The following is a 20,668-nucleotide window of genomic DNA, read 5'->3' on the forward strand; positions in this document are numbered from 1 at the left end:
GCACTTAATTCTGTCGTCTTAGCACCAGTTTGCCCCAAATGTACCAGGGACTCATCAAGCAGGCGATTAAGAATTGAGTCTCACAAGCAGCCACAAGGTCAGTGAATGAACGTCGCCGATAGCACAGCAGATGCCAAATTAATTTTTGTAAATCGCTCAGCCAAAACAGTAGGACAAATACGGGCCGCTGCCATACGGGAATGCTGAGCATGCGCGTTACATGTCGGCTCAGTCCCGTGCCGCGCATAAAGGGGATCAAATACTGCCGATTCAGTCGCCAGCGGGGAATCTGATGCACAATTTTCATCGCTGGATTGTGCCAAACTTCCCAGTTGTGGCACTGGAAATGGGCCAAAACCTCCAGGTCTTCGCCTGTTAACATGCTGGTTTTGGTGCGCCCAGTCAAAACGGCTCGCTTGGGAGTCGATTCCAGCCAAGCCTGTTTCCGCACCACGAGTCCTGCCGACGGCGGCAGCAATCGCTGATGCCGCCAATAGGGACGGGGTTCGGTGCCTAAGTTGGTAATCGCCAGAAACGGCTGAATCCGACCAAATTCTGGTGGCGGAGGAATTTCGTAATTACCGTCGATGTGGCTACCATAGGCTCCCACCTGGGGATGCTGCTGAGCAAAGGTGTAGGCAGCGGCAATCCAATGCGGGTCGGGATGATTGTCGTCGTCCAAAAAGCCGATCAGTTCGCTGTGGGCGTTTTGGACGGCGGTTTTACGGGCGTAGGCCGCGCCCTGACAGGTTTCACAGATGTAGCGAACGGTGCAGTTGGGCGTGAGCTGAGGCTGGTACTTCTGAACAACGGCGGCAGTATCGTCAGTGCTGTTGTTGTCAACGACCAACAGTTCCCAATGCAGATGTTCGATGCCCTGCTGCGATCGCAGTTTTTCCAACACGGCGGGTAGGCGCTGTGCGCCGTTATAGGTTGGAATCGCAACTGTAAAATCAACCTCGTGATGCTGTTCATGAGGGGTAGACATGGGAATGGGGTCGGCCTGGATTAAGGTCATCTCAGCTTTAAGACCACAGCAGCAAATGGCACCTGCCAGAGTTGTAATTGCAAGAAATGTCGGCAACCTCAACTAGAGGAATCCGCTACTTGGCGGTTGCAAACTCGCTTAAAGCAAGCTTAGGTTACCCAATATTAGGTGCTAATTCCCGTAGGCGGATTTGGAGTTGTCAGAAATTCACAGGCAAGCGAATGCTTCTTAAACGATTCTTGAAGAAACCATGATGCGACTTGACAGGAACAATTTAAGTCTGGCATCAATCCGCCGCCGACTGCAACTCTGCAACAAGCTGAATCTCTTCTAGGAACTGGAGTCGTCCATCTTCCAAGTCAACTGTAATTGTGCTGCCTTCGGTAAATGAGCCTTCCAAAATCTTGGTGGCAATTGGATTCTCTAACTCCCGCTGTAAGACTCGCTTGAGCGGACGGGCACCGTATACCGGATCATAGCCAGCATCGGCCAGATGATTCTGTGCCGCAATCGACAATTCCAGTGTGATTTTCTGGTCGGCCAGCAGATTGTGGATGCGCTGGAGCTGAATTTTGACGATTTGGCGCAGTTCGCCCCGGTTGAGCGGGTGGAACAGAATCACATCGTCAATCCGGTTGAGGAATTCGGGCCGGAAGTGCGATCGCAAAGCATCCATCACCTGAGCGCGAATCGCCTCAAACCGATCCTGATCGGCTTTTTGCTCCGCCTGAGCCTGCATGGCTTCATGAGCAGCGGCTTTGCCGTTAGCTGCATCCGGTTCATCCGGGCCTTCATCCTGGTTATTGATCGCCGCATCGATCACGTCAAGGGCTGCTTGAATGGTGGGGTCAAGCTCCTCGCGATCCAGATATCCGCGACAGTTGGTTTTGAGCAGCTCTTGCAGCTTCTTGCGGGTTTCGCTGTAGGGCTGAGCAGCGGTGGCGGCAGGTAAGTTCAAAATGCGATCGCTACCGATGTTGCTGGTCATGACGATTACCGTGTTGCGGAAATCCACCGTCCGTCCCTGGGAATCGGTGATCCGCCCGTCATCTAGCACCTGGAGCAAAATATTGAACACATCGGGGTGCGCTTTTTCGACCTCGTCGAACAGGACGACGGAGTAGGCATGTCGCCGTACTGCTTCCGAGAGTTGCCCACCTTCCTCATAGCCGACATAGCCGGGAGGCGCACCAATCAGCCGCGAAACGGAATGCTTTTCCATGTACTCGGACATATCCAACCGAATCAGCGCTTCGTCGGTGTCAAATAGCGCTTCAGCCAAAGCTCTGGCCAGCTCCGTTTTACCGACCCCAGTTGGCCCCATGAACAGGAACGAGCCGATTGGACGACCGAGATCTTTCATCCCAGCCCGTGCGCGGCGAATGGCGGCGGATACTGCCTCGACGGCATCTTCTTGACCAATTACCCGCTGGTGCAGATAGTCTTCCAAGTGCAGCAGCTTCTGCCGCTCGGACTCCATCAGGCGGTTGACCGGAATGCCTGTCCATTTAGCAACAATTTCGGCAATGTCGGCCTCCGTCACCTGCTCCCGCAGCAGCGCTAGCCCGTGGGACTGAATCTCCAGCAGACTTGCTTCTTTCTCTTCCCGCTCCCGCTGCACCGTTTCCAATCGACCATACTTGAGCTGCGCGGCGGTGTTGAGGTCATACTTGCGCTCAGCCTGCTCAATTTGCAACCGGAGCTGATCTTCTTCTTCCTTAAGGGTGTTAATTGCGCCGAGGATTTCCTTTTCGTTCTGCCAGCGGGAGTTGAGTTTTTCCTGCTTTTTGCGCAGCGCGGCAATCTCAGACGTAATCCGCACCAAGCGCTCTTGGGAATCGCGATACAGCCCACCTGCGGCAGGAGATGAACCTTCGGCCTCAATCGACAGCTTTTCCATCTCAAGCTGCATCACCCGCCGATCGATATCCTCTAGCTCAACGGGCTTGGAGGTAATCTCCATCTTCAGCTTGGCAGCAGCTTCGTCTACCAGGTCAATCGCTTTGTCCGGCAAAAAGCGATCGCTAATATATCGATCCGACAGTGTAGCCGCTGCAACCAGCGCAGAATCGGCAATCTGCACGCCATGATGCACCTCGTAGCGCTCTTTCAGACCCCGCAGAATCGAAATTGCGTCTTCCACCGAGGGCTGACCAACCAGCACCTGCTGGAACCGTCGCTCCAGTGCGGCATCTTTCTCGATATGCTTGCGGTACTCATCTAGCGTCGTTGCACCGATACAGCGCAGTTCACCCCGCGCCAGCATCGGCTTCAGCAAATTCCCGGCATCCATCGTGCCTTGGCCTGCGCCGGAACCAACGACGGTGTGCAGTTCGTCGATAAACAGGACAATTTGGCCGCCGGAACTGGTCACTTCTCGCAGTACCGAGCGCAGACGGTCTTCAAACTCACCGCGATACTTAGCGCCCGCAATCAGCGCTCCCATATCTAAGGAGATCAACTGCCGATTTTTCAGCGAGTCCGGCACATCGCCATTTACAATTCGCTGGGCTAGCGCTTCTGCGATCGCAGTTTTACCCACCCCTGGCTCTCCAATCAGCACCGGATTATTCTTGGTGCGGCGGGACAGCACTTGAATCACGCGGCGAATCTCTTCATCCCGTCCGATTACGGGGTCGATCTTGCCGGAACGAGCCGCTTCTGTCAGATCGCGACCGTACTTATCCAGCGCTTCGTACTGTGCTTCTGGATTCTGATCGACAACTTTTTGATTGCCGCGTACCGATTTAATCGCAGCCTGAATTTTGGATACATCCGTGTTGAGCGATCGCATTATTCGTCGGCCAACGCGATCGTCTTCGGCAAATGCAATCAGCAAATGCTCAACCGAAATAAACTTGTCTTCCAGGTTTTGCCGCGCTGCTTCAGCTTTATCAAGCAGCAGATCTAGACCGCGCCCTAGATACAACTGGTCACTGTCGCGCACCTTGGGCTGACGACTGGTAAACAGTTCTAGCTGCTGCACCACTTTTTCGGGATCAACTGCCGCTTTTTCCAGCACCGAAACGGCTAACTCACCCTGCTCTAGCAGCGAAATCATGACGTGTTCGACTTCGAGCTGCTGCTGGTTGAAACGTCGGGCGACATCTTGTGCTTTGACAATCGCGTCCCAGGCTTTCTCCGTAAACTTGCTGGAATCGGTGGGCTGCATGTTTTGAGGTTACTTCTACAAACTAAATAACGTGGACTGAAAATTGGGCTACGCCAGCAAGATAAACGTCTATTGCGCCGTTGAACGTTGGTGGCTCTGCCAACTTACAATTAAAGCCTAGCCAAACGGTCTATTAAACTGAAGATCCGGAAACCGAACAAGCGTTTCTTTAGTTTAAGGCTGAGTTGATGGATGTCAGCTAGCTTACTTACCTTTGACTGTATCTTTAAATCCTATGACACCCCAAGAGTCTAAATCGTCTTCTGTTGAGCCGAAAGATACCGCAAATCCTAAGCCCAAAGATGGAGATAAAACCGAAGATAATATCTCACCGCTACGCTGCTTCTCTGGGGCGCTGATGTCGGGTACATTAGCCATGTTGATGTATCGCATGATGAGTGCGATCGCAGAAACCTATGCTAACAAACCCATTCACTCGACTAACGTCACCGCCATTAATATTGCAGCAGCAGTGCGGACACTAGTGGTAGGCATCGTAGCCCTAGGCGCAGGCATCTTCGGCATTGCGGCGCTAGGACTGACGCTGCTGGGGATTCAGGTTTTGGTTCAGAAGCTGTTTGCGGAAGGGAAAGCCGAGGGGTAAGGGTTGTAGAGCACGTTGTCACTAGCCCAGATTCGTAGCACTAGAAACTTTTCTCCTCATGACACCCACTCCCCCCTGGATTTATTTGGCTGGCCCGCTGTTTACGCAGGCGGAAATGGCGTTTAACCAGTCGCTGGCTGATGAGTTGCGATCGCACGGCTACCGCATTTATCTCCCGCAGCAGGAATGTATGGGCACAACTGACCCCAAGGAGCTGTACCGCCGCTGTATGGTGGGGTTAGAGCAAGCTTGCCTGGTGCTGGTGATACTGGATGGTACTGATGCGGATTCGGGGAGCTGTTTTGAGATGGGCTATGCCTATGCAAAAGGGCTGCCGATTGTTGGCCTGCGGACGGACTTTCGCGGCAGCGGCGAGCATCTGGGCCTAAACCTAATGCTGACCAATAGCTGCACGCACCTGATTTTGAGAACGACGGATACGGATCGGGCCGAGCTAGATACGGTGACGTATATCGGCATGGACGCTGAGATTGCGGCTGAGGTGCTGCTGCGACTGTCCTATATTCCGGGGGCGGAACAGGCCAAAGGTTAAAACCATACACCACCTGTAGGGGCAGGTTTTAATAATCACGTGGATTTTCAGTCTCATAGGTTGATCGCTAAACCTACCCCTACGATGCCTAGCCGCCTCGACATTAACCGTGTCAATTCATTACCGCTTTCGGGCTAGCGTCACGCCGTCGCCAATGGGAACTAAACTGAGCGATACCCGCTGATCCTGATGCAGCTTGGCGTTGAATGCCTGAATCGTGCGGGTGCTGGGTGCGTCCGTCTGCGGATCGGCTACTCGGCCTGACCACAGTACGTTATCCACCGCGATCAGTCCACCGGGTCGAACTAACTCTAGTGCCCGCTCGTAATAGGCTTCATAGTTAATTTTGTCAGCATCGATAAAGGCAAAATCGAAGGTGTTGGCCTTGCCCGCCGCCAGCAAATCCGCCAGCGTATCTAGGGCGGGCGCAATTCGCAGATCAATTTTGTCTGCCACACCTGCCTGCTGCCAGTAGCGCTGTGCGATCGCAGTATATTCCTCGCTCACGTCACAGGCGACCAGTTTGCCATCCGGCGGCAACGCCAAGGCCACACTCAAGGCGCTGTAGCCCGTGAATACGCCAATTTCTAACGCCTGTTTGACACCCAGTAGCTCCACCAGCAATCGCATAAACTGCCCCTGCTCCGGCGCAATTTGCATCTGCGATCGCGGATGCTGGGCGGTTTCTTCGCGCAGTTGGCGCAGGAGTTCTGGTTCCCGCAGCGAAATCGAGAGGAGATATTCGTAGAGTTCGGGGGTAAGATTGAGGGTTTGGTTGGTCATGAGAACAGCATACAGAAATAGTGAATCCTACTTATTCTTGACAATTATTGATGATAGATAGTCCGAAACCTCCTTTTGCTCTGCTTCTAGAGCATGTTCCAGCGCCGTTTTACCATCCCAATCCTCAGCATGTAAGCTTGCACCTGCTTCAACTAACACCTTTACTATTGCTAAATCCCCATTCGCTGAAGCAACCATTAAAGGTGTGCTGTCGTCCTCAGTACTACTAATACTTGGATTTGCACCATGAGCAAGGAAAAGATTGACTAAATCAATTCTCCTACTGGATGCAGCTAGCCATAGGGGTGGATATTCACCACAACTATTTGGATCTGCACCTTGCTCTAACAGAAAACTGATGATTTCTAATTTTCCTTTACCTATACCTCCAGAATCGATAGCCCATTCTAATGGCCAGCTCGCATATTCTTCATTGAAGGCATTAACATCAAAGTCGAGATTTTCTTGAAAAAACTCTTGAACTTTTTTCAGGTTTCCGTCCTCAAGATATTGAAAAAGCATAGTTTTTAGAGAGAAATATTCAAGGAGTTGAGAATTGAGGGATGGACTGGTTGTTTACCTGGAGTTCAGGAAGGACATCTAACAAATCTGGGGAAACTCGATCAGCGAGATTGAGGAATTCGATAATTTCTGAGATTTCGTCGTTTAGGTTTTGAGGAATAGCCTCCAGTGAACTATCCTCTTCGCTGATTCCGGATTCTGGGTGAGATTGGAGATTGCGATCGCGGATCTGCTCCTGAATCGCTTCAATCTCGGCCCAAGTTAAATCACTTTCCACAAATGCCCGCACCAGTTGAATCAGCTGAATTATGTCGTCTGGGGCAAGGCCACCGATCATCAATTGGCGTGGCAGATCGAGCATTGTCGCAACACGGTGATACCAAGTTTTGGGCTGGCGCTTCACGACCTGTTGAAAGAGATCGGTCGTATCGGTCAGGTCTAAAGCCCGCTCGCTTTCGCTAGCCAGAATCAGCATCGGGGCAGCGGCCTGCTGCTGACTGCGCTCTAGCACCCGCTGCCCCAGTTCTTGAATCACCTGAAGCGTAGGCAGCGGAAATCCGGGATAGAACGGCGTTTCAGCTTGTATCTTGTCGGACATGACTGAGGACATAGAGGCATCAATCCATGTGCAATAGTCGTCCTGCTGCTGCACAAAGAGATTAAGTACAGCCTGACTATTCGCCAAATAGGGCGCGAATAAAATTGTGCGGTGAATCGCCTTCGGCTGGTGCGTCGCCAGCCATGCCGCCAAGGTGCCGCCGCTGCCTACTCCGCCCACAATCACCTGCTGGCCCATTATTTGCGCTTGTCGCAGCCATGCGATCGCAAATCGCTGATAGGTTTCGGACTTGAGCGTGAGCGGTGGGGGTTGGTCTGCATACCAGCTCCCGGCGCGTCCATGTCCCGGCATCAGCGGCACCAGCACGTTATAGCCTGCCTGATACAGCGCTTGGCCGATGGTTTTGAACTCGTAGGGAGCCGCTGTCCAGCCGTGAAACAGCAGGCAAACTTTCGCAGTGGGACGGCTATGGAGAAAGAATCGCGAACGACTGTGCTCACTGCTAACGGGTAGCGCATCTTCGCGCGCCTTAATATTGCGTTTAAGAGCGGCTACAGTGGCGGCATAACTTGCCATAGGACGGTTCTCCTGACCCGGATCTCCCATGTTATAGCGCCAGCCATCAGGATGGCCGCGTATTAACACTCCTTCAGGGAATCTCCCCGTCTGTCCCCCCATCTCACTACAATTAAAACGAAAACTAAAATTTTGAATTTTAAAGGCTCCTCCGGAGGAACTCAGTTTGACTTTTTCAGCAGAAGATTTTGCCAAAGCGCTCGAAGAACAGAGCTTTGATTTTCAGAAGGGAAGCACCGTGCGTGGTGTAGTCTATAGCCACGAATCAGAAGGCGCGTACGTTGACATCGGGGGCAAATCCGCTGCGTTTTTGCCCTTGCGAGAAGCGGCTGTCGAACAAATTACCGCTGCCGAAATGAAAGAGCGGCTTCCCCTGGGCGAGAAGCAGGAATTTATGGTGATTCGCGACCAAAACGATGAGGGTCAGGTGGTCGTCTCCATTCGGCGCATGGAAATCGAGCGCGTTTGGAAAACCCTCAAGGACATGGCCGACAACGACGAGTCGATCACCGTCAAAGTCACGGGTACGAACAAAGGTGGCGTCACCGTAGATGTGAAAGGACTGCGGGGCTTCATTCCGCGATCGCACTTGGTGGATTCGTCCGACATGGAATCGCTGATCAAGGCAAAAATTACCGCCAGCTTTTTGGAAGTCGATCGCGATCGCAACCGGGTTGTGTTGTCTCAACGAGAAGCCGCCAAGACGGAAACGATGCGAGCCTTGGAAATTGGTCAGCTCGTCGAAGGCACGGTGGTCAACATCAAGCCCTACGGCGCATTTGTGGAATTTGGCGGTACGACGGGTTTGCTGCACGTCAACCAAATCAGCCGCAAGCGCGTCGAATCTGTCGCCAATCTGCTCACGATCGGGCAGGAAATCAGCGTTGTTGTGGTCGATGTGGATGAGCTAAAGGGCCGCATTTCCCTCTCCACGCGAGTCCTGGAAAAACATCCCGGCGAAATCCTGGAAAATATGCAAACTGTGATGGACGAAGCCCCAGAGCGCGTCAAACAAATGGACAGCGTTTTGGCCGATCGCGACTAACAGTACAAGACCCAAAGAGCGGTTGAGCCAAACGTGCGCTGCGTGCCTGGCTCAACCGCTCTTTGGACTAAGCCCCAGCAATTTCTTATTCTTGCTGTTTGACTAAACTCGCCACTGCCTCAACTAATGTGTTGGGGTCTACGGGCTTTGGCACATGCTTCTGGAAACCGGCTGCAACCACCCGCTCATAGTCTATTTCTGAGGCATAGGCGGTGAGGGCAATAGCCGGAATCTGGCCACCCTGCTCAGGCGCTAAGGTGCGGATCTGCCGCATCAGCATGTAGCCATCAATATCGGGCATACCAATATCGCTGACCAATACTTGGGGTTGGGTCTGTTGTAAAACCGTCAGTGCCTCGTTGGCAGACGAAACGGAGACAACACGGGCTCCAGCTTGTCTGAGGATAAACCTGGTAATATCGCGGGTGTCCGGCTCATCATCCACGACCAGAATGCGGACATCCTGTAAATCCAGCAATGGCTTCTGCGAGCGACTTGCATGTCTAGCTGTTTGTTGCGCCGTCAGGGTCGGCAGGGTGACGACAAAGGTTGCGCCCATGTCCTTGCCAAGACTACTCGCCTGGATCGTCCCACCATGCAGTTCCACCAAATGGCGCACAATCGCCAATCCTAAACCAAGGCCGCCGAACTGACGCGTCGTGGCGCTATCAGCCTGACGAAAGTAATCAAAAATATAGGGCAGGAAGTCGGGTGTAATGCCTGTGCCCGTATCGCTGACGGTAAGTTGAGCGTAGGCGGGCGGATGAGTCGGTGGGTTCTCTGCCACTCTGCCACTCTGCCACTCTCCGACATTCCCACGCTCTTCTCGACTAACCTGTTCCAACTTCACATCTACCTGACCACCATTCGGCGTGAACTTGACGGCATTAGAAAGGAGATTCCAAACAATTTGCTGTAGGCGCGTCGCATCACCCGACACCGCCCCCACATCCCGATTGAGATTCAGGTTAATTTGAATCGATTTGGCTTCTGCCGCCAGGCGGACAGTTTCAGTGGCGGCTTGAATGGTGGCGGCTAGGTTAACTGGGCGGACGGTAATATCCAGCTTGCCCCGCAGCATGCGGGAAATGTCGAGCAGATCGTCGATTAGCTCGGTTTGCAGTTTGGCGTTGCGCTCAATTACGGCCAGCGCCTTTTGAGTCTTGGCCTCATCCAAAACGCCGTTTTTGAGTAAGGTTGACCAGCCCAGAATCGGGTTCAAGGGCGATCGCAACTCGTGGGAAACCACGGCCAAAAATTCATCTTTGGTGCGATTGGCCGCTTCAGCCGCTTCTCGTGCCGCTTGTTCTCGCTCTAACAGTTGGCTGCGCTGCTGTTCCAGTTGCTTTTGCTCTTCGATGTCAGTGGCCGTACCAAACCATTTGATGACTCGGCCCTGTTTATTCTTGAGCGGAACGGCCTGATGGAGGTGCCAGCGATAGCCACCACCCATCTGGCGCATGCGGCCCTCAGCTTGATAATCGGTGCCCGCTTGCTGCGCCATTGTCCATTTCTGGTTGAGATTCGGAATATCCTCCGGATGCACCACGGCTTGCCAGCCGCCAATTTGGGCTTGTTCAAGCGACAGGCCCGTGAACTCCGTCCAGCGCTGGTTGACATCCAAGAGCCTGCCGCCTGCGTCAGCTGTCCACACCAGTTGCGGAATCGATTCAGCCAGATAGCGATAGCGTTCTTCGCTTTGGCGCAGAGCGGCTTCCGCTTGCTTGATCGCGCTAATGTCATTGACCAGGGCAACAAATCCCTCAACCATGCCCTGTTTATCAACGCGCGGCACGTAGGTGGCGCTGACGTGGCGAACGACACCGTCCTTGTACAGAACCTGTCGTTCAAACGTCACTTGCTCTCCGGCCAAAACCTGTTCCACATAGGGCCGAATTTCAGCATAGGTCGCTTCACCTACCACGTCCCGAATATGCTTTCCGTAGATGTCCCCTACTGTTGGCTGAGCAAACCATTCTTCGTATCCCTGGTTGGTGAAACGGTAGCGCTGGTCGGCATCAATAAATGAGATTAGAGCGGGCACCGAGTTGGTCACTAGGCGCAGTTCAGTTTCGCGCTGCCGCAGGGTTTCTTCGGCCCGTTTGCGATCGCTAATATCCATCACCGAGCCAATGTAGCCCCTAAATTGGCCATCCACACCAAACCAGGGGCTAGCGGCATCAATCGCCCAGCGATATTCTCCATCCTTGCGCCGCAGCCGATACTCAAACTGGAAGGCTTCCTGCCGCTGATTGGCCGCCATAAAGATGGTGCGAGTGATGTCTTGATCCTCTGGATGAACCGCATCTACCCAGCCGAATCCCAGCCCGGTTTCCTCGGTTTGACCAGAAAAGTCATACCAGGTTTGGCTGAGGTAGGTGCAATAGCCAGTCGGGTCAGACACCCAGACCATAACGGGGGCATTGTCAGCCATACAGCGGAACCGCTCCTCGCTCTCCCGGAGAGCTGCGTTTGCTTGCTTCTGCTCGGTCATATCGCGGGAAACCACAACCAGTTTGACCACCTGCTCGGTAGCATCGCGCAGGGGCGTAACGACCACATCCCACCATTTCGGTTCGCCGTTCAGCGTGGGGCAGTAGCCCTGCATCCGACCAACGTTACCCGCTTTGGCATCTGCGATCGCAACAATCGCCTGCTCTCGTTCATCGTCCTGCCAAAAATCAATCCAGTTACGGTCGAGAACTGCAGCGAGATCATTCGCTTTAATCGTCAGCAGCCCACCCCGGTTCATGTAGAGAATTTGGCCCTCCAGCGTCAGCACTTTGATGCAGTCGTTACTACTGTCGAGAATCCGCTGCGTCAATTCTTCGCTCTCTCTTAAGGCCGCCTCTGTGGATCGACGATCGGTGATATCCAGCGCGGTACCCCAAAGCTCGACCGCTTGCCGCTGGTTGCCCCCTCCCGTAAAGATAGTCTGTCCGTTAGCGGCGATCCAGCGCTCAGTACCGTCATCCCAGATAATCCGGTAGTCAATTTCATAGGTGCCGGATGAGGTTGGATCAAGAGCAGCGCTGATCCTACTCGCCACCCAGTCCCGATCCGCTGGGTGAATCCGCTCGATGGCCTGAGTAAGCGGCAACTGTACTGCATCCGCTGGCTCACCCCAAATACCACGCATGCGCACATCGAACTCCACTAGAGCCGTTGCAGGGTCATAGCGCCAGGTTCCCAACTGGGCAATTTGCAAAGCCAGTTGCGATCGCTCTTCGCTGCGGTGCAGAGTAGCGTCAGCCTCTTGCCGCAACTGCACTAGCTTCAGTACCGCCTCAACCCGAGCCAGCAGCTCACGGGCAGAGAAAGGCTTCACAAGATAATCATCGGCTCCTGCTGCCAAGCCTTCAATTCGAGACTCTTCACCAGCCCGTGCCGACAGCAGGATCACAGGTAAGCCTTGGGTCTGCGGATCGGTACGCAACTGCCGCAGCAACTCAAAACCATCCAGTTCCGGCATCATGACGTCACTCAGCACCAGATCGGGCCGTTCTTGACGAATTGCCGCTACTGCTGCTCCACCATCCCTGACCGCCTCTACGTCATACTGGGGGCTCAACAACCGCTTTACGTAGTCAAGCATATCGGTATTGTCGTCAGCCAGCAGGATTTTAGGTCGATGGGTGGATGGGTCGGTGGGTGAATGGGTGGATGGGTCGATGGGTGAATGGATAGATGGATGGGTGGGTTGGTGAGTCGGTGAGTTCTCTGCCACTCTGCCACTCTGCCGCTCTCCTACCCCCTTACCCGCTCCTGGTAACCAGCGCAAGGCTTCTTCCACATAGGGCGTAGCCCCTGTCGCGGTTGAGGTCAGCGTCCGATCGGCATTAATGCGATCGCAGGGTAAATGAGCCGATCCGGTCGGAATCGCAGCGGTGAACCTCGTTCCCTGGTCGATGACACTACTCACCTCAATCGTGCCACCATGCAGACGAACCAGCTCCTGCACCAAAGCCAGACCAATCCCCGATCCCTCATAACTGCGGCCTCTGGCTCCCTTCACCCGATGAAATCGCTCAAAAATATGCGGCAGTTCTTCAACGGGAATTCCGGTGCCAGTGTCTTGGACGGTGAGGATGAAACGGGAATGGGGAGAGGGAGAGAGGGGGGGATGGGGAGATGAGTGATCGGACACGCCCCCTGGCTCCCTGACTCCCTGACTCCCCTGCTCCCACTCTCCCACGCGCAAGCTCACCCGAATCTCTCCCTCAAACGTGAACTTAAACGCATTCGAGAGCAGATTGAGGACAATCTTTTCCCACATTTCCCGGTCTACGTAGGCGGGTTCGGCTGAAGGTTGGCAATCAACCTGCAGGTTTAGGCCTGCCCGTTCAACTGCTGAGCGAAATACACCAGCCAAATCGGTCGTCAGGGCGGCCAGATTAGTCGGCTGATAGACAGCTTCGATCCGTCCAGCTTCAATCCGCGAGAAATCCAGCAGTGTGTTAACTAGCTTCAACAGGCGCAGGGCGTTGCGGTGGGCGAGGTGGAGTTGGTGTTGCAGGGCCGGCGGGTAGTTGAGTAGATGAGTGGACGGGTTCTCTCCCACTCCGTCACTCTCCAACACTCCTAAATCCGCGATCGCATCTTCCAACGGCCCCAACAACAGCGTCAGAGGCGTACGGAACTCATGGCTGACATTGCTGAAAAAGGTGGTCTTAGCTCGGTCAAGTTCAGCGAGGGCTTCGGCCCGCTGCCGTTCTTCTTCATAGGCTTGCGCATTGGCAATACTGGCGGCAATCTGGTTGGTCGTCAGTTCAATAAAGCCGCGATAGTTGTCGTCAAACAGTCGGAACGGGTTTAAACCGGCCACCAAGATGCCTGCTTTACCAGTGGGACCAGCCGGGGCAATGGGTACCGCTACGGCTTGATGGGGCGATCGCGGCCAAGCTCCCAGTGGCAGTTGCTGAAGCTGCGATTCCAAGTTAGGGATGATCCGAATTTGCTGGAATTGAAAGACTGTAGCAATAGGCCACACCGATTCGTCATCAAACGAAATGGTCGCGGGAGCTAGAGCATGGCCTCGCTCAAGACCACTAATTCCGGCTAAAACAGCGCGCTGCTGGTCAGGATCGACCAGGTAAATCATCGCAAACGGGAAATCGTAGGGGTTAGTGCCCAGACAGGTGGCGCTGAGAGTACAGGCATCGTCAAACGTACGAGCATCTGCGGTTTTGGCCGCCAGAACTCGCAGCAGCGTCAACTGGCGCTCATCAATAATGTACTGAGTATCGTCTGTGTTAGCGCAGAGAATACCGCTTGTCTGTCCCTGATCGTCAGGGACTGGGCTGTAGGAGAAAGTGTAGTAGGTCTCTTCCGGGTAGCCGTTGCGCTCCATCACGAGCAGCAGCGCTTCGTCGTAGGTGCCTTCATTTTTGAGCAGGGCTGATTCGGCACGGGGGCCAATTTGATCCCAAATTTCATGCCATACAACGGCAGCAGGTTGTCCAAGAGCCTGCGGGTGTTTACCGCCCAGAATGTCACGATAGGCGTCGTTGTAGAGATTGATCAGTTCTGGCCCCCACCAAACAAACATGGGCTGGCGGGAGGTCAGCATAATTCGAACAGCAGTTTTGAGGCTTTGAGACCACTGCTCAACCTTCCCTAAGGACGTTTGCGACCAGTCCTGCGATCGCATTAATTCTCCCATCTTGCCGCCGCCAACAAAGATGTCTCGGGCATCTGTTGCCTTCATGTCCTAAATTACGGTCTCCATCTTGCAATCTGCGGGTAATACATTGTGGTTGTCTGGACAAACGCCCACACAACCACAACGGATCGTCTTAAATACCGCCAAGACCCGGCCTTGAGACTACTTTTGAAAGTATTGAGCAAGCAGAGCTTGACCTTGTTGGCGTACGGTCGCTTTCGATGAGTGGCTCATCTGATGCAGCAATGTTTCAATCTGCTTTAATGCCAAAGCGGATGGTACGGTGTGACCGTTTTCCCAGCGGTTGACAGTACGGAATGAAACGCCCAGTTTAGCAGCGAACTTTTCCTGGGATAAACCAAGTTGTTGCCGAAGTTGGCGGATTGAATGAGCAATTTCCAACGGCATAATCGATGACCCTGCTAAAAACTTTTTTTAATCCTTTTCTTTGTAAGTTGATGACGACTAAATCCACTCGTAAAGATCAACTTCAGTCTTAGGTCAGAAGTACGCACAGCGAACTTTCCACCCAGATCATGTTGATACTTGACAGCCAGATTCAGTATGGGGCTGCATGGTTGTAGCGATAACTCAACACGGCATTAAGTCCGATTAGAATAAGACAGGTGCCCTATGGTTCGTCTCCATCTTGAGAGCGAAATTTGTTGAAATTCACTATCTTTAAAACTTGGCATGAAGGGGCTGCGAGTTAGTTCTGAAACCAACTTCTTTGGAACGAGCAGCGACAGGAAAACAAGCTCAATCTGTTGATTTTTTTGATGCTTCGGCGTTATGGGCAGGTGTGGCCCCTGTACTGCGTACCCGCACGGCTTTACTGAGCAAATCGAACCAGAAAGACGACCCCATCGACAGAGCAATGCCCGTCACTAACCAGCCCAGAAACCGACGCGGCAACCAGAAGGGCCATAGTGCCTCATCCTGACGCTGCTGATCTAAAACAACGGGGCTACGCCCCAGCGGAATCGGTAGATCACTGGTCAATTCGTTCACTCGCTGGCGAATCGTGGCTGGATCAGGTTCCGCTTCTGGATTGGCCTGCTGCACCAGTTCAAGGCTGGCTTCTGAAATCAGCGATCGCACTGCCGGATCGCGAGCCAGCCGACTGGCCATATAGAACGTATCGGCATTGACGGTAACTGCGATCGCCAGGCCCAGCAAAAAAGCCACACCCCGCGCATTGCGGCGATAAACACCGCTGGCTCTGGTCATTGAGCGATCAAACCAAGTAGCCACTTCTGCCTGAAACTGTTCTAAGCGATTTTCCAAATCATCTGCCTTGATCTCGGCCCGTTCCGCCAGTCGCAGCAGGCTGTCCCGCAAGCGCACGGGGAGCTGATTCGGATCAAGCTGTTCCAGCGCCGCCTGCAAATCCCGCAGTGTTTCTGGCGCACCTTGCCCCTGGCGCAAAATCTGCACGCATTCCCGATAAAAGCTGCTCTTGCGGTCGAGCACGGTGATCAGCTCCGTCAAGCTTGGCTCAAGCTGCTTGATCAACGCGATGCGATCGCTGTCTGTTCCATCCAGCACCCGCTTCAGTCGCTGGAGCCGATTGATCACGGTTTCCGTTAAGTATTCCTGTCCCGGCAGTTGCTGACCAGCATCGGCAATAAACAGCTCGATTTGCCGCAGCAGTCGCTCCAGCGTAGCGCTGAGATTAACCCGACCTTTTTCCAAATCGGCAATAATCTGGTCGAAATTCTCTTCTAGCGATCGCAGTTCGTCCTCCAGCAAAAACTCGTCTGCCAAACTCGCTCGCAAATCGGCCACGATGTGCCGAATCGGATCGCGCAGATGGGCATTCACAAACTGCTGAAATCGCGCATTGGCCACCAGTCGCCCCAGATGATTAAACCCCAGCGTTCCGAGCAGCGTACTGGCAAAGGTTTCAGACGGAATGTAGGACGGGCCGCTTTTCTGATCGCCAAACGTATTCCGCACGCGAAAAATCCCGCGATAAATGGCCCCAATTACCTGCGTAATCTGGCGAAAGAGATGGGCAATCGGGCCACGTCCTTCTTGATTCAGTCCTCGAATCAGCGGATTGCTGTAAAGCTGATTAGCTAATGCTTCCGCCTGTTGAAGTTGACTGTCGTTTTGGCCCGCCAGCAATAGCTCCACCGACCGCTTGAGATGCTCAGCCCGCCACTGGAGCAAGGTGCCAATGATTTCTTGAATCTCGGAGGCTAATAAACTCAAGATCAAGTAAATAAAAATTAAGCCAACAGCAACTTCTAAAACGACAGGAATACTCATATTCAGTTTCAATCGCAGTGGTGAAGCACCGAAAGTATAGCGTTACCCGCTCAAATTGCAGCAACATCCGTAAAAGTCCCAGGGCATTACTGTAGGGTGCATTCGCGTAGCAATGCACCACATTCAAAAAGTGGTAGCAATGCACCACAACCAAAGAGTTACTACAGCATCTTAGTTTTCGGAAAGTTCATTGAATCAGCGATTTGAATTCGGGGTGCTGCTGGAGATTGTTGAAGCTGGCATCCGTGCGAGCCATCATGCGATAGAGGCCAGGGCTGAGGTCGATGGCTCGTCGGAGGTTGCAGATGGCCAGGTTAACTTGATTGCAGAGTGCGTAGGTGCTGGCCTTGCCGTACCAGGCATTGGGATTGTGGTGCTTGTATTTGAGGGAACAGTCGAAGCTTTTCAGCGCTTCTTCATAAGAACCAAGGCGATTCAAGACGACGCCGCGATAGTTCCAGGCGTAGTAGCAGTCCTGCTTGATCATCACTGCTGTGTCGAGACTGTGCAGCGCTTCCCGATAGCGGCGCAGGGCTGCCAGGGCGATGCCTCGGTTATACCAGGCCCGGTAATTTTGGGGCTTGAGCGCCACTGTTTTGTCAAAACTTTCCGCTGCTTCCCGATACTGATAAATCCGAATCAGCGCGTTGCCCCGGTTGTACCAAGCCTTTGGGTCATCCGGACGATATTTGAGCGCCTGATCAAAGCATTCAATGGCAATTTTGTACTGACCCAACTTGGCCAGGGAAATTCCTTTACCGTGCCAGGCCAGAGCATAGGTGGGCGAAATTTCTAGGCAGCGATCAAAACTTGCGATCGCAGCGTCGTAGGATTCCATCTCGTAGAGGGCATATCCTCGATTGTTCCAAACCTCGTAGTTAGCGGGTTCAACCTCTAAAACCTTGTCAAAGCGGGAGATCGCTCCTTCGTAGCGTCCCAGTTCGTACAGCGCATTACCATGACTGCACCAGGCTTGAGAGTCTGTGGCCGTTTGGTCTGATTGGGTTGAGGTCGAAGAATCAAACACAGGAGATCCCAAATAGTAATGTAACGCCCTTTCTGAGTCCAGTGTTCCCAGTTTTTATCAATGCTTATAAAGTATCGCTGTAGAAAAAGATAAGCAAGGGTAAAGCTCAATACATGGACTAAATTTTATCCAGTTGAACCCAAATCGAGCTGGAAATGCGGTTAAATACACGACTCAAAGCCCATTTACCAACTGGATTCTGCTGCCATACACTGTCTCAATTAGCCCCAACGACGCTATTTAAATCTAATTAACAAAGAACGTTGACTTACTAACGAAAAAATACGCTGTAAATCTAGCAAAGTTACGGATTTTTCCTCCCTAGAAGAGGATGCTTTAGGTATTTCTGCTATTTGATATCAGTACTTTTAGCTAAAGCTTTAACCCGAAAGCTTTTATTTATTTATTATTTAAGTGTCCCACACCGTATATCTTTCAGGCAATAGCTCGTTTGCTACTCAAGCAAACATTCAATCTGCTTAATTTTACGTAGAGACCTCACGTTAATTGCTGTAACTGTGGCTACAAATCAAGGTGTTGCTGAATCTACGAATTGATCACTCTTGACCGTGATTTGATGTGAGGTTTAGCGTGTGACATCACCGATGATAGCGGGCGCAGTGAACGACTCTGTTTCAGGTGATTCAGGGTGCGCTGGATGCGGGCGGCATTAACTTCATCCTGCTGGGCTACTAGGCATGCAACGGCCTGTTCCAAATCCGCGATCGCATCCCCAAGCCGCTCCAGCTGGTGATAAATGGCGCTGCGGTAGCAATATAAAAAAGCCTTGTCGGGAGCCTGCTCAATGGCGTGGCTAATATCTGCGATCGCGGCTGAGAAATGGCCCTGCTGCTGATAAATTCGGCCCCGGTAGAACCACGCGATCGGCGAATTGGGATTGATTTCGATGGCGGCCTCAAAGCTCGTCAATGCGGCAGCCCAGTTGCCCTGCTCCATTTGGATCTTGCCTTGGTTACAGTAGGGCACGATTTGATAAGGCTGACACTGAATGGCTTGGCTGAGGTCGGCTAAGGCTGCAGCGAGATGGCCCGAGTCGTAATAGGCTAGTCCTCGATTGTTGTAGGCCACGGCATCCCGTGGATAAAGGTGGATTACCTGAGTGAAATCGGCAATGGCTCGGGACTGATCGCCTAAGTCGTAGTGGGTAACGCCGCGATTAAAAAAAGCGGCAGCATCCTGATCATCAATTCGAGAATGATGGAATCGCTGGATAAGCCGTCGCACAACGGTTGGATCGGTGGTTTGCAGCTTCAAGCCGACATTGGGAATGACGGCAGATTGGGTCAAAATGCTGTGCAAACCGAGGACTGCAAAAGTGCGATCGCAGACCAAAAAATTCTCATCAGTGCCCAACACTTTGAAACGGAATCGATCGGCATAGCGCTGCTTCAAGGGCAGGAGCTGATTGAGCATCGATTGGAGATGCTGACGATGGCGCGGATAAGTATGCCACTGCTGCTGGATGGGAGCTAGCCAGCGGCCCTCTCTGCGATCGCCACGATGGCACCAGCCAATTTCAACCCGCACCCGTCGTTCGAGCAGCTGCTCTAGTTGGTGAATCACCCCAGCATCCAGTCCGTCTTGGTCTGACCACGGCCAAACCAGCAAAACCTGATTCTGAGCCTGGGCCAAAATCGATTGCAGCATCTCATGGCTTGCATCGCTAGACGACTGCGCTGACTGATCCGCTTTCCCCCGGTTGATCACGCTGGCAAAATCAAACAGTAGTTGATGACGGTGGGTCTGCGCGAATTGCTGTTTCGTATTGAGCAATTCTGTTTCCGTATCGTCTACCCGTGACGAGAGAACCTGCACCTGCTGCTGAAGAGCAGCCATATCGAGTGCCGTCGGCAAATGATGAGCGATTTGCTGCATGATCGTCTGGACAATGGCTTGCTCTGTCCCCAACTGCGCTTGCTGCATCAGCCCATCTAGTTGGGTTTGGAACTGCACAATTTCGGCCTGTAGACGATCAAACTGGATGGATGGAGCCCCCACCACATCAACCATACGCAGCTTTTCATTTAGCATGACCATTGCCTGCTGCAAATCATGCTGTTGCAGTTGTAGATTTTCGAGCTGATGGTTAAGGGTCATGAAGTCTCGCTTTGGCACCAGCTCGGTCAGAGACTTGATAATTTCAGTCACTTCCTGCTGCACCATGGTTAAGTCATTGGTGCGAATGAGCCGCTGAAGTTTCAGCCCCAGATCATCAATTTGATCTTGGAGGGGATGAATTGTGTTGCGAGCTTCGTGACTGACGCTTTCTAGCCCAACCCGGATTTGCACCGCTTCCATTTGCAGCTGGGTCAGAACCGCTTCTAAATGCTCTAGCCGTGACGGGGCTGGAATTTGGTGCAGTCGTGAGTGAACTTGTTTAATGCTCCATTCCAGCTGGCTGTAGCGGTCTTGCAGATGCTCGGTTTCTTTGTGAATATGGCTGAGGTCAAAATGCTCCAGTTCCCATAAACAGCGATTCACCTGCTGCTGCAAATCGTCAACCCGATGCATGGCATCCTCCAGGATATGCTGATTGCGGTGGATGATGGCCTGCTGAAACTGATGAAAGGCTTCTGAAGAGGGCGAATCTTCCACCTGAGTTTCAACTTGTATCAGTCGCTGGAGCAGGTTAGCTTCGGTGTTGGCCAAACGGCCTCTGGTCTGAAATAGTGCCTGCTGCTGAAAGCGCTGGCGATTGGCGATGTTGCACCCAGCCAGCAGCGCTAGGGGTGCGATCGCAAACACCACGTTATGCAACACAACGGCAAGGGTGGTTCCTATTCCTGTCAGCAGGAGCAAGATGTATTCAGTCCAGTCTAGCCAGTGGCGCTTGCGGAGGATCAGCATGGGAGTGGGTGAGGGGTAGATATGATGGCTCTTTT

The 20,668-nt window shown here is 53.0% G+C and carries 13 protein-coding genes and 2 pseudogenes; 3 read left to right on the top strand and 12 right to left on the bottom strand.

All coding sequences use genetic code 11. From position 1 onward, the window contains the following. Nucleotides 1-4: 4 nt before the first annotated feature. The 4 genes and pseudogenes from hpsE to AC286M_RS13900 all read right to left on the bottom strand — a co-directional run. Nucleotides 5-1,018, bottom strand: a complete 1,014-nt coding sequence (gene hpsE / locus AC286M_RS13885) for a hormogonium polysaccharide biosynthesis glycosyltransferase HpsE (RefSeq protein ID WP_488204955.1) — start codon at nt 1,016-1,018, stop codon at nt 5-7. A gap of 256 nt (nt 1,019-1,274) precedes the next feature. Then, on the bottom strand, nt 1,275-1,610 hold the full coding sequence (locus AC286M_RS13890; RefSeq protein WP_488208836.1) for a ClpB D2-like domain containing protein: 336 nt from the start codon (nt 1,608-1,610) through the stop codon (nt 1,275-1,277). Continuing rightward, nucleotides 1,599-3,857 (bottom strand): annotated as a pseudogene (locus AC286M_RS13895) (ATP-dependent Clp protease ATP-binding subunit); the annotation flags it as partial. The pseudogene AC286M_RS13895 and the gene AC286M_RS13890, both read right to left, overlap by 12 nt. Beyond that, nucleotides 3,837-4,160 (bottom strand): annotated as a pseudogene (locus AC286M_RS13900) (Clp protease N-terminal domain-containing protein); the annotation flags it as partial. The pseudogenes AC286M_RS13900 and AC286M_RS13895, both read right to left, overlap by 21 nt. Nucleotides 4,161-4,395: 235 nt before the next feature. Between AC286M_RS13900 and AC286M_RS13905 the strand changes: the two are divergent. Beyond that, nucleotides 4,396-4,764, top strand: coding sequence for a DUF3082 domain-containing protein (locus tag AC286M_RS13905; RefSeq protein ID WP_488204956.1), 369 nt, complete (start codon nt 4,396-4,398; stop codon nt 4,762-4,764). Nucleotides 4,765-4,822: 58 nt separating this feature from the next. Further along, on the top strand, nt 4,823-5,317 hold the full coding sequence (locus AC286M_RS13910; RefSeq protein ID WP_488204957.1) for a nucleoside 2-deoxyribosyltransferase: 495 nt from the start codon (nt 4,823-4,825) through the stop codon (nt 5,315-5,317). Between the two features lie 120 nt (nt 5,318-5,437). On the opposite strand, the gene AC286M_RS13915 is transcribed toward AC286M_RS13910, so the two are convergent. Genes AC286M_RS13915 through AC286M_RS13925 form a run of 3 tightly spaced genes read right to left on the bottom strand, consistent with a single transcriptional unit; the run spans nt 5,438 to nt 7,757 of the window. Beyond that, complete coding sequence (locus AC286M_RS13915) at nt 5,438-6,100, bottom strand: class I SAM-dependent methyltransferase (RefSeq protein WP_488204958.1); 663 nt, start codon at nt 6,098-6,100, stop codon at nt 5,438-5,440. A 27-nt stretch (nt 6,101-6,127) separates the two neighbouring features. After that, nucleotides 6,128-6,622 carry an ankyrin repeat domain-containing protein gene (locus AC286M_RS13920; protein ID WP_488204959.1) on the bottom strand — a complete coding sequence of 165 codons (495 nt, stop codon included), beginning with the start codon at nt 6,620-6,622 and terminating at the stop codon, nt 6,128-6,130. Between the two features lie 19 nt (nt 6,623-6,641). After that, complete coding sequence (locus AC286M_RS13925) at nt 6,642-7,757, bottom strand: alpha/beta hydrolase (protein ID WP_488204960.1); 1,116 nt, start codon at nt 7,755-7,757, stop codon at nt 6,642-6,644. 166 nt (nt 7,758-7,923) lie between these two features. On the opposite strand from AC286M_RS13925, the gene AC286M_RS13930 reads away from it, so the two are divergent. Next, the gene (locus AC286M_RS13930) at nt 7,924-8,802 is read left to right on the top strand and encodes a S1 RNA-binding domain-containing protein (RefSeq protein ID WP_488204961.1); all 879 of its coding nucleotides are present in this window, start codon (nt 7,924-7,926) and stop codon (nt 8,800-8,802) included. A gap of 85 nt (nt 8,803-8,887) precedes the next feature. Here AC286M_RS13930 and AC286M_RS13935 read toward each other — a convergent pair whose 3' ends face one another. The 5 genes from AC286M_RS13935 to AC286M_RS13955 form a co-directional block, all read right to left on the bottom strand. After that, nucleotides 8,888-14,509, bottom strand: coding sequence for a PAS domain S-box protein (locus tag AC286M_RS13935; RefSeq protein ID WP_488204962.1), 5,622 nt, complete (start codon nt 14,507-14,509; stop codon nt 8,888-8,890). Between the two features lie 117 nt (nt 14,510-14,626). After that, nucleotides 14,627-14,872 carry a helix-turn-helix domain-containing protein gene (locus AC286M_RS13940; RefSeq protein ID WP_488204963.1) on the bottom strand — a complete coding sequence of 82 codons (246 nt, stop codon included), beginning with the start codon at nt 14,870-14,872 and terminating at the stop codon, nt 14,627-14,629. 351 nt (nt 14,873-15,223) lie between these two features. Further along, nucleotides 15,224-16,738 (bottom strand): hypothetical protein, encoded by a 1,515-nt coding sequence (locus AC286M_RS13945; RefSeq protein WP_488204964.1) that lies wholly within the window; start codon nt 16,736-16,738, stop codon nt 15,224-15,226. A gap of 187 nt (nt 16,739-16,925) precedes the next feature. Beyond that, on the bottom strand, nt 16,926-17,765 hold the full coding sequence (locus tag AC286M_RS13950) for a tetratricopeptide repeat protein (RefSeq protein WP_488204965.1): 840 nt from the start codon (nt 17,763-17,765) through the stop codon (nt 16,926-16,928). A gap of 546 nt (nt 17,766-18,311) precedes the next feature. After that, on the bottom strand, nt 18,312-20,633 hold the full coding sequence (locus AC286M_RS13955; RefSeq protein ID WP_488204966.1) for a tetratricopeptide repeat protein: 2,322 nt from the start codon (nt 20,631-20,633) through the stop codon (nt 18,312-18,314). Between the last annotated feature and the right edge of the window lie 35 nt (nt 20,634-20,668).

The organism is Thainema salinarum CENA647 (assembly GCF_057732415.1).

What these genes read in the sequence shown, in the direction of transcription:
- AC286M_RS13955 (WP_488204966.1), bottom strand. Translation starts at nt 20,633, where the DNA reads ATGCTGATCCTCCGCAAGCGCCACTGGCTAGACTGGACTGAATACATC.
- AC286M_RS13915 (WP_488204958.1), bottom strand. Translation starts at nt 6,100, where the DNA reads ATGACCAACCAAACCCTCAATCTTACCCCCGAACTCTACGAATATCTC.
- AC286M_RS13905 (WP_488204956.1), top strand. Translation starts at nt 4,396, where the DNA reads ATGACACCCCAAGAGTCTAAATCGTCTTCTGTTGAGCCGAAAGATACC.
- AC286M_RS13925 (WP_488204960.1), bottom strand. Translation starts at nt 7,757, where the DNA reads ATGGCAAGTTATGCCGCCACTGTAGCCGCTCTTAAACGCAATATTAAG.
- AC286M_RS13935 (WP_488204962.1), bottom strand. Translation starts at nt 14,509, where the DNA reads ATGAAGGCAACAGATGCCCGAGACATCTTTGTTGGCGGCGGCAAGATG.
- AC286M_RS13945 (WP_488204964.1), bottom strand. Translation starts at nt 16,738, where the DNA reads ATGAGTATTCCTGTCGTTTTAGAAGTTGCTGTTGGCTTAATTTTTATT.
- AC286M_RS13940 (WP_488204963.1), bottom strand. Translation starts at nt 14,872, where the DNA reads ATGCCGTTGGAAATTGCTCATTCAATCCGCCAACTTCGGCAACAACTT.
- hpsE (WP_488204955.1), bottom strand. Translation starts at nt 1,018, where the DNA reads ATGACCTTAATCCAGGCCGACCCCATTCCCATGTCTACCCCTCATGAA.
- AC286M_RS13910 (WP_488204957.1), top strand. Translation starts at nt 4,823, where the DNA reads ATGACACCCACTCCCCCCTGGATTTATTTGGCTGGCCCGCTGTTTACG.
- AC286M_RS13920 (WP_488204959.1), bottom strand. Translation starts at nt 6,622, where the DNA reads ATGCTTTTTCAATATCTTGAGGACGGAAACCTGAAAAAAGTTCAAGAG.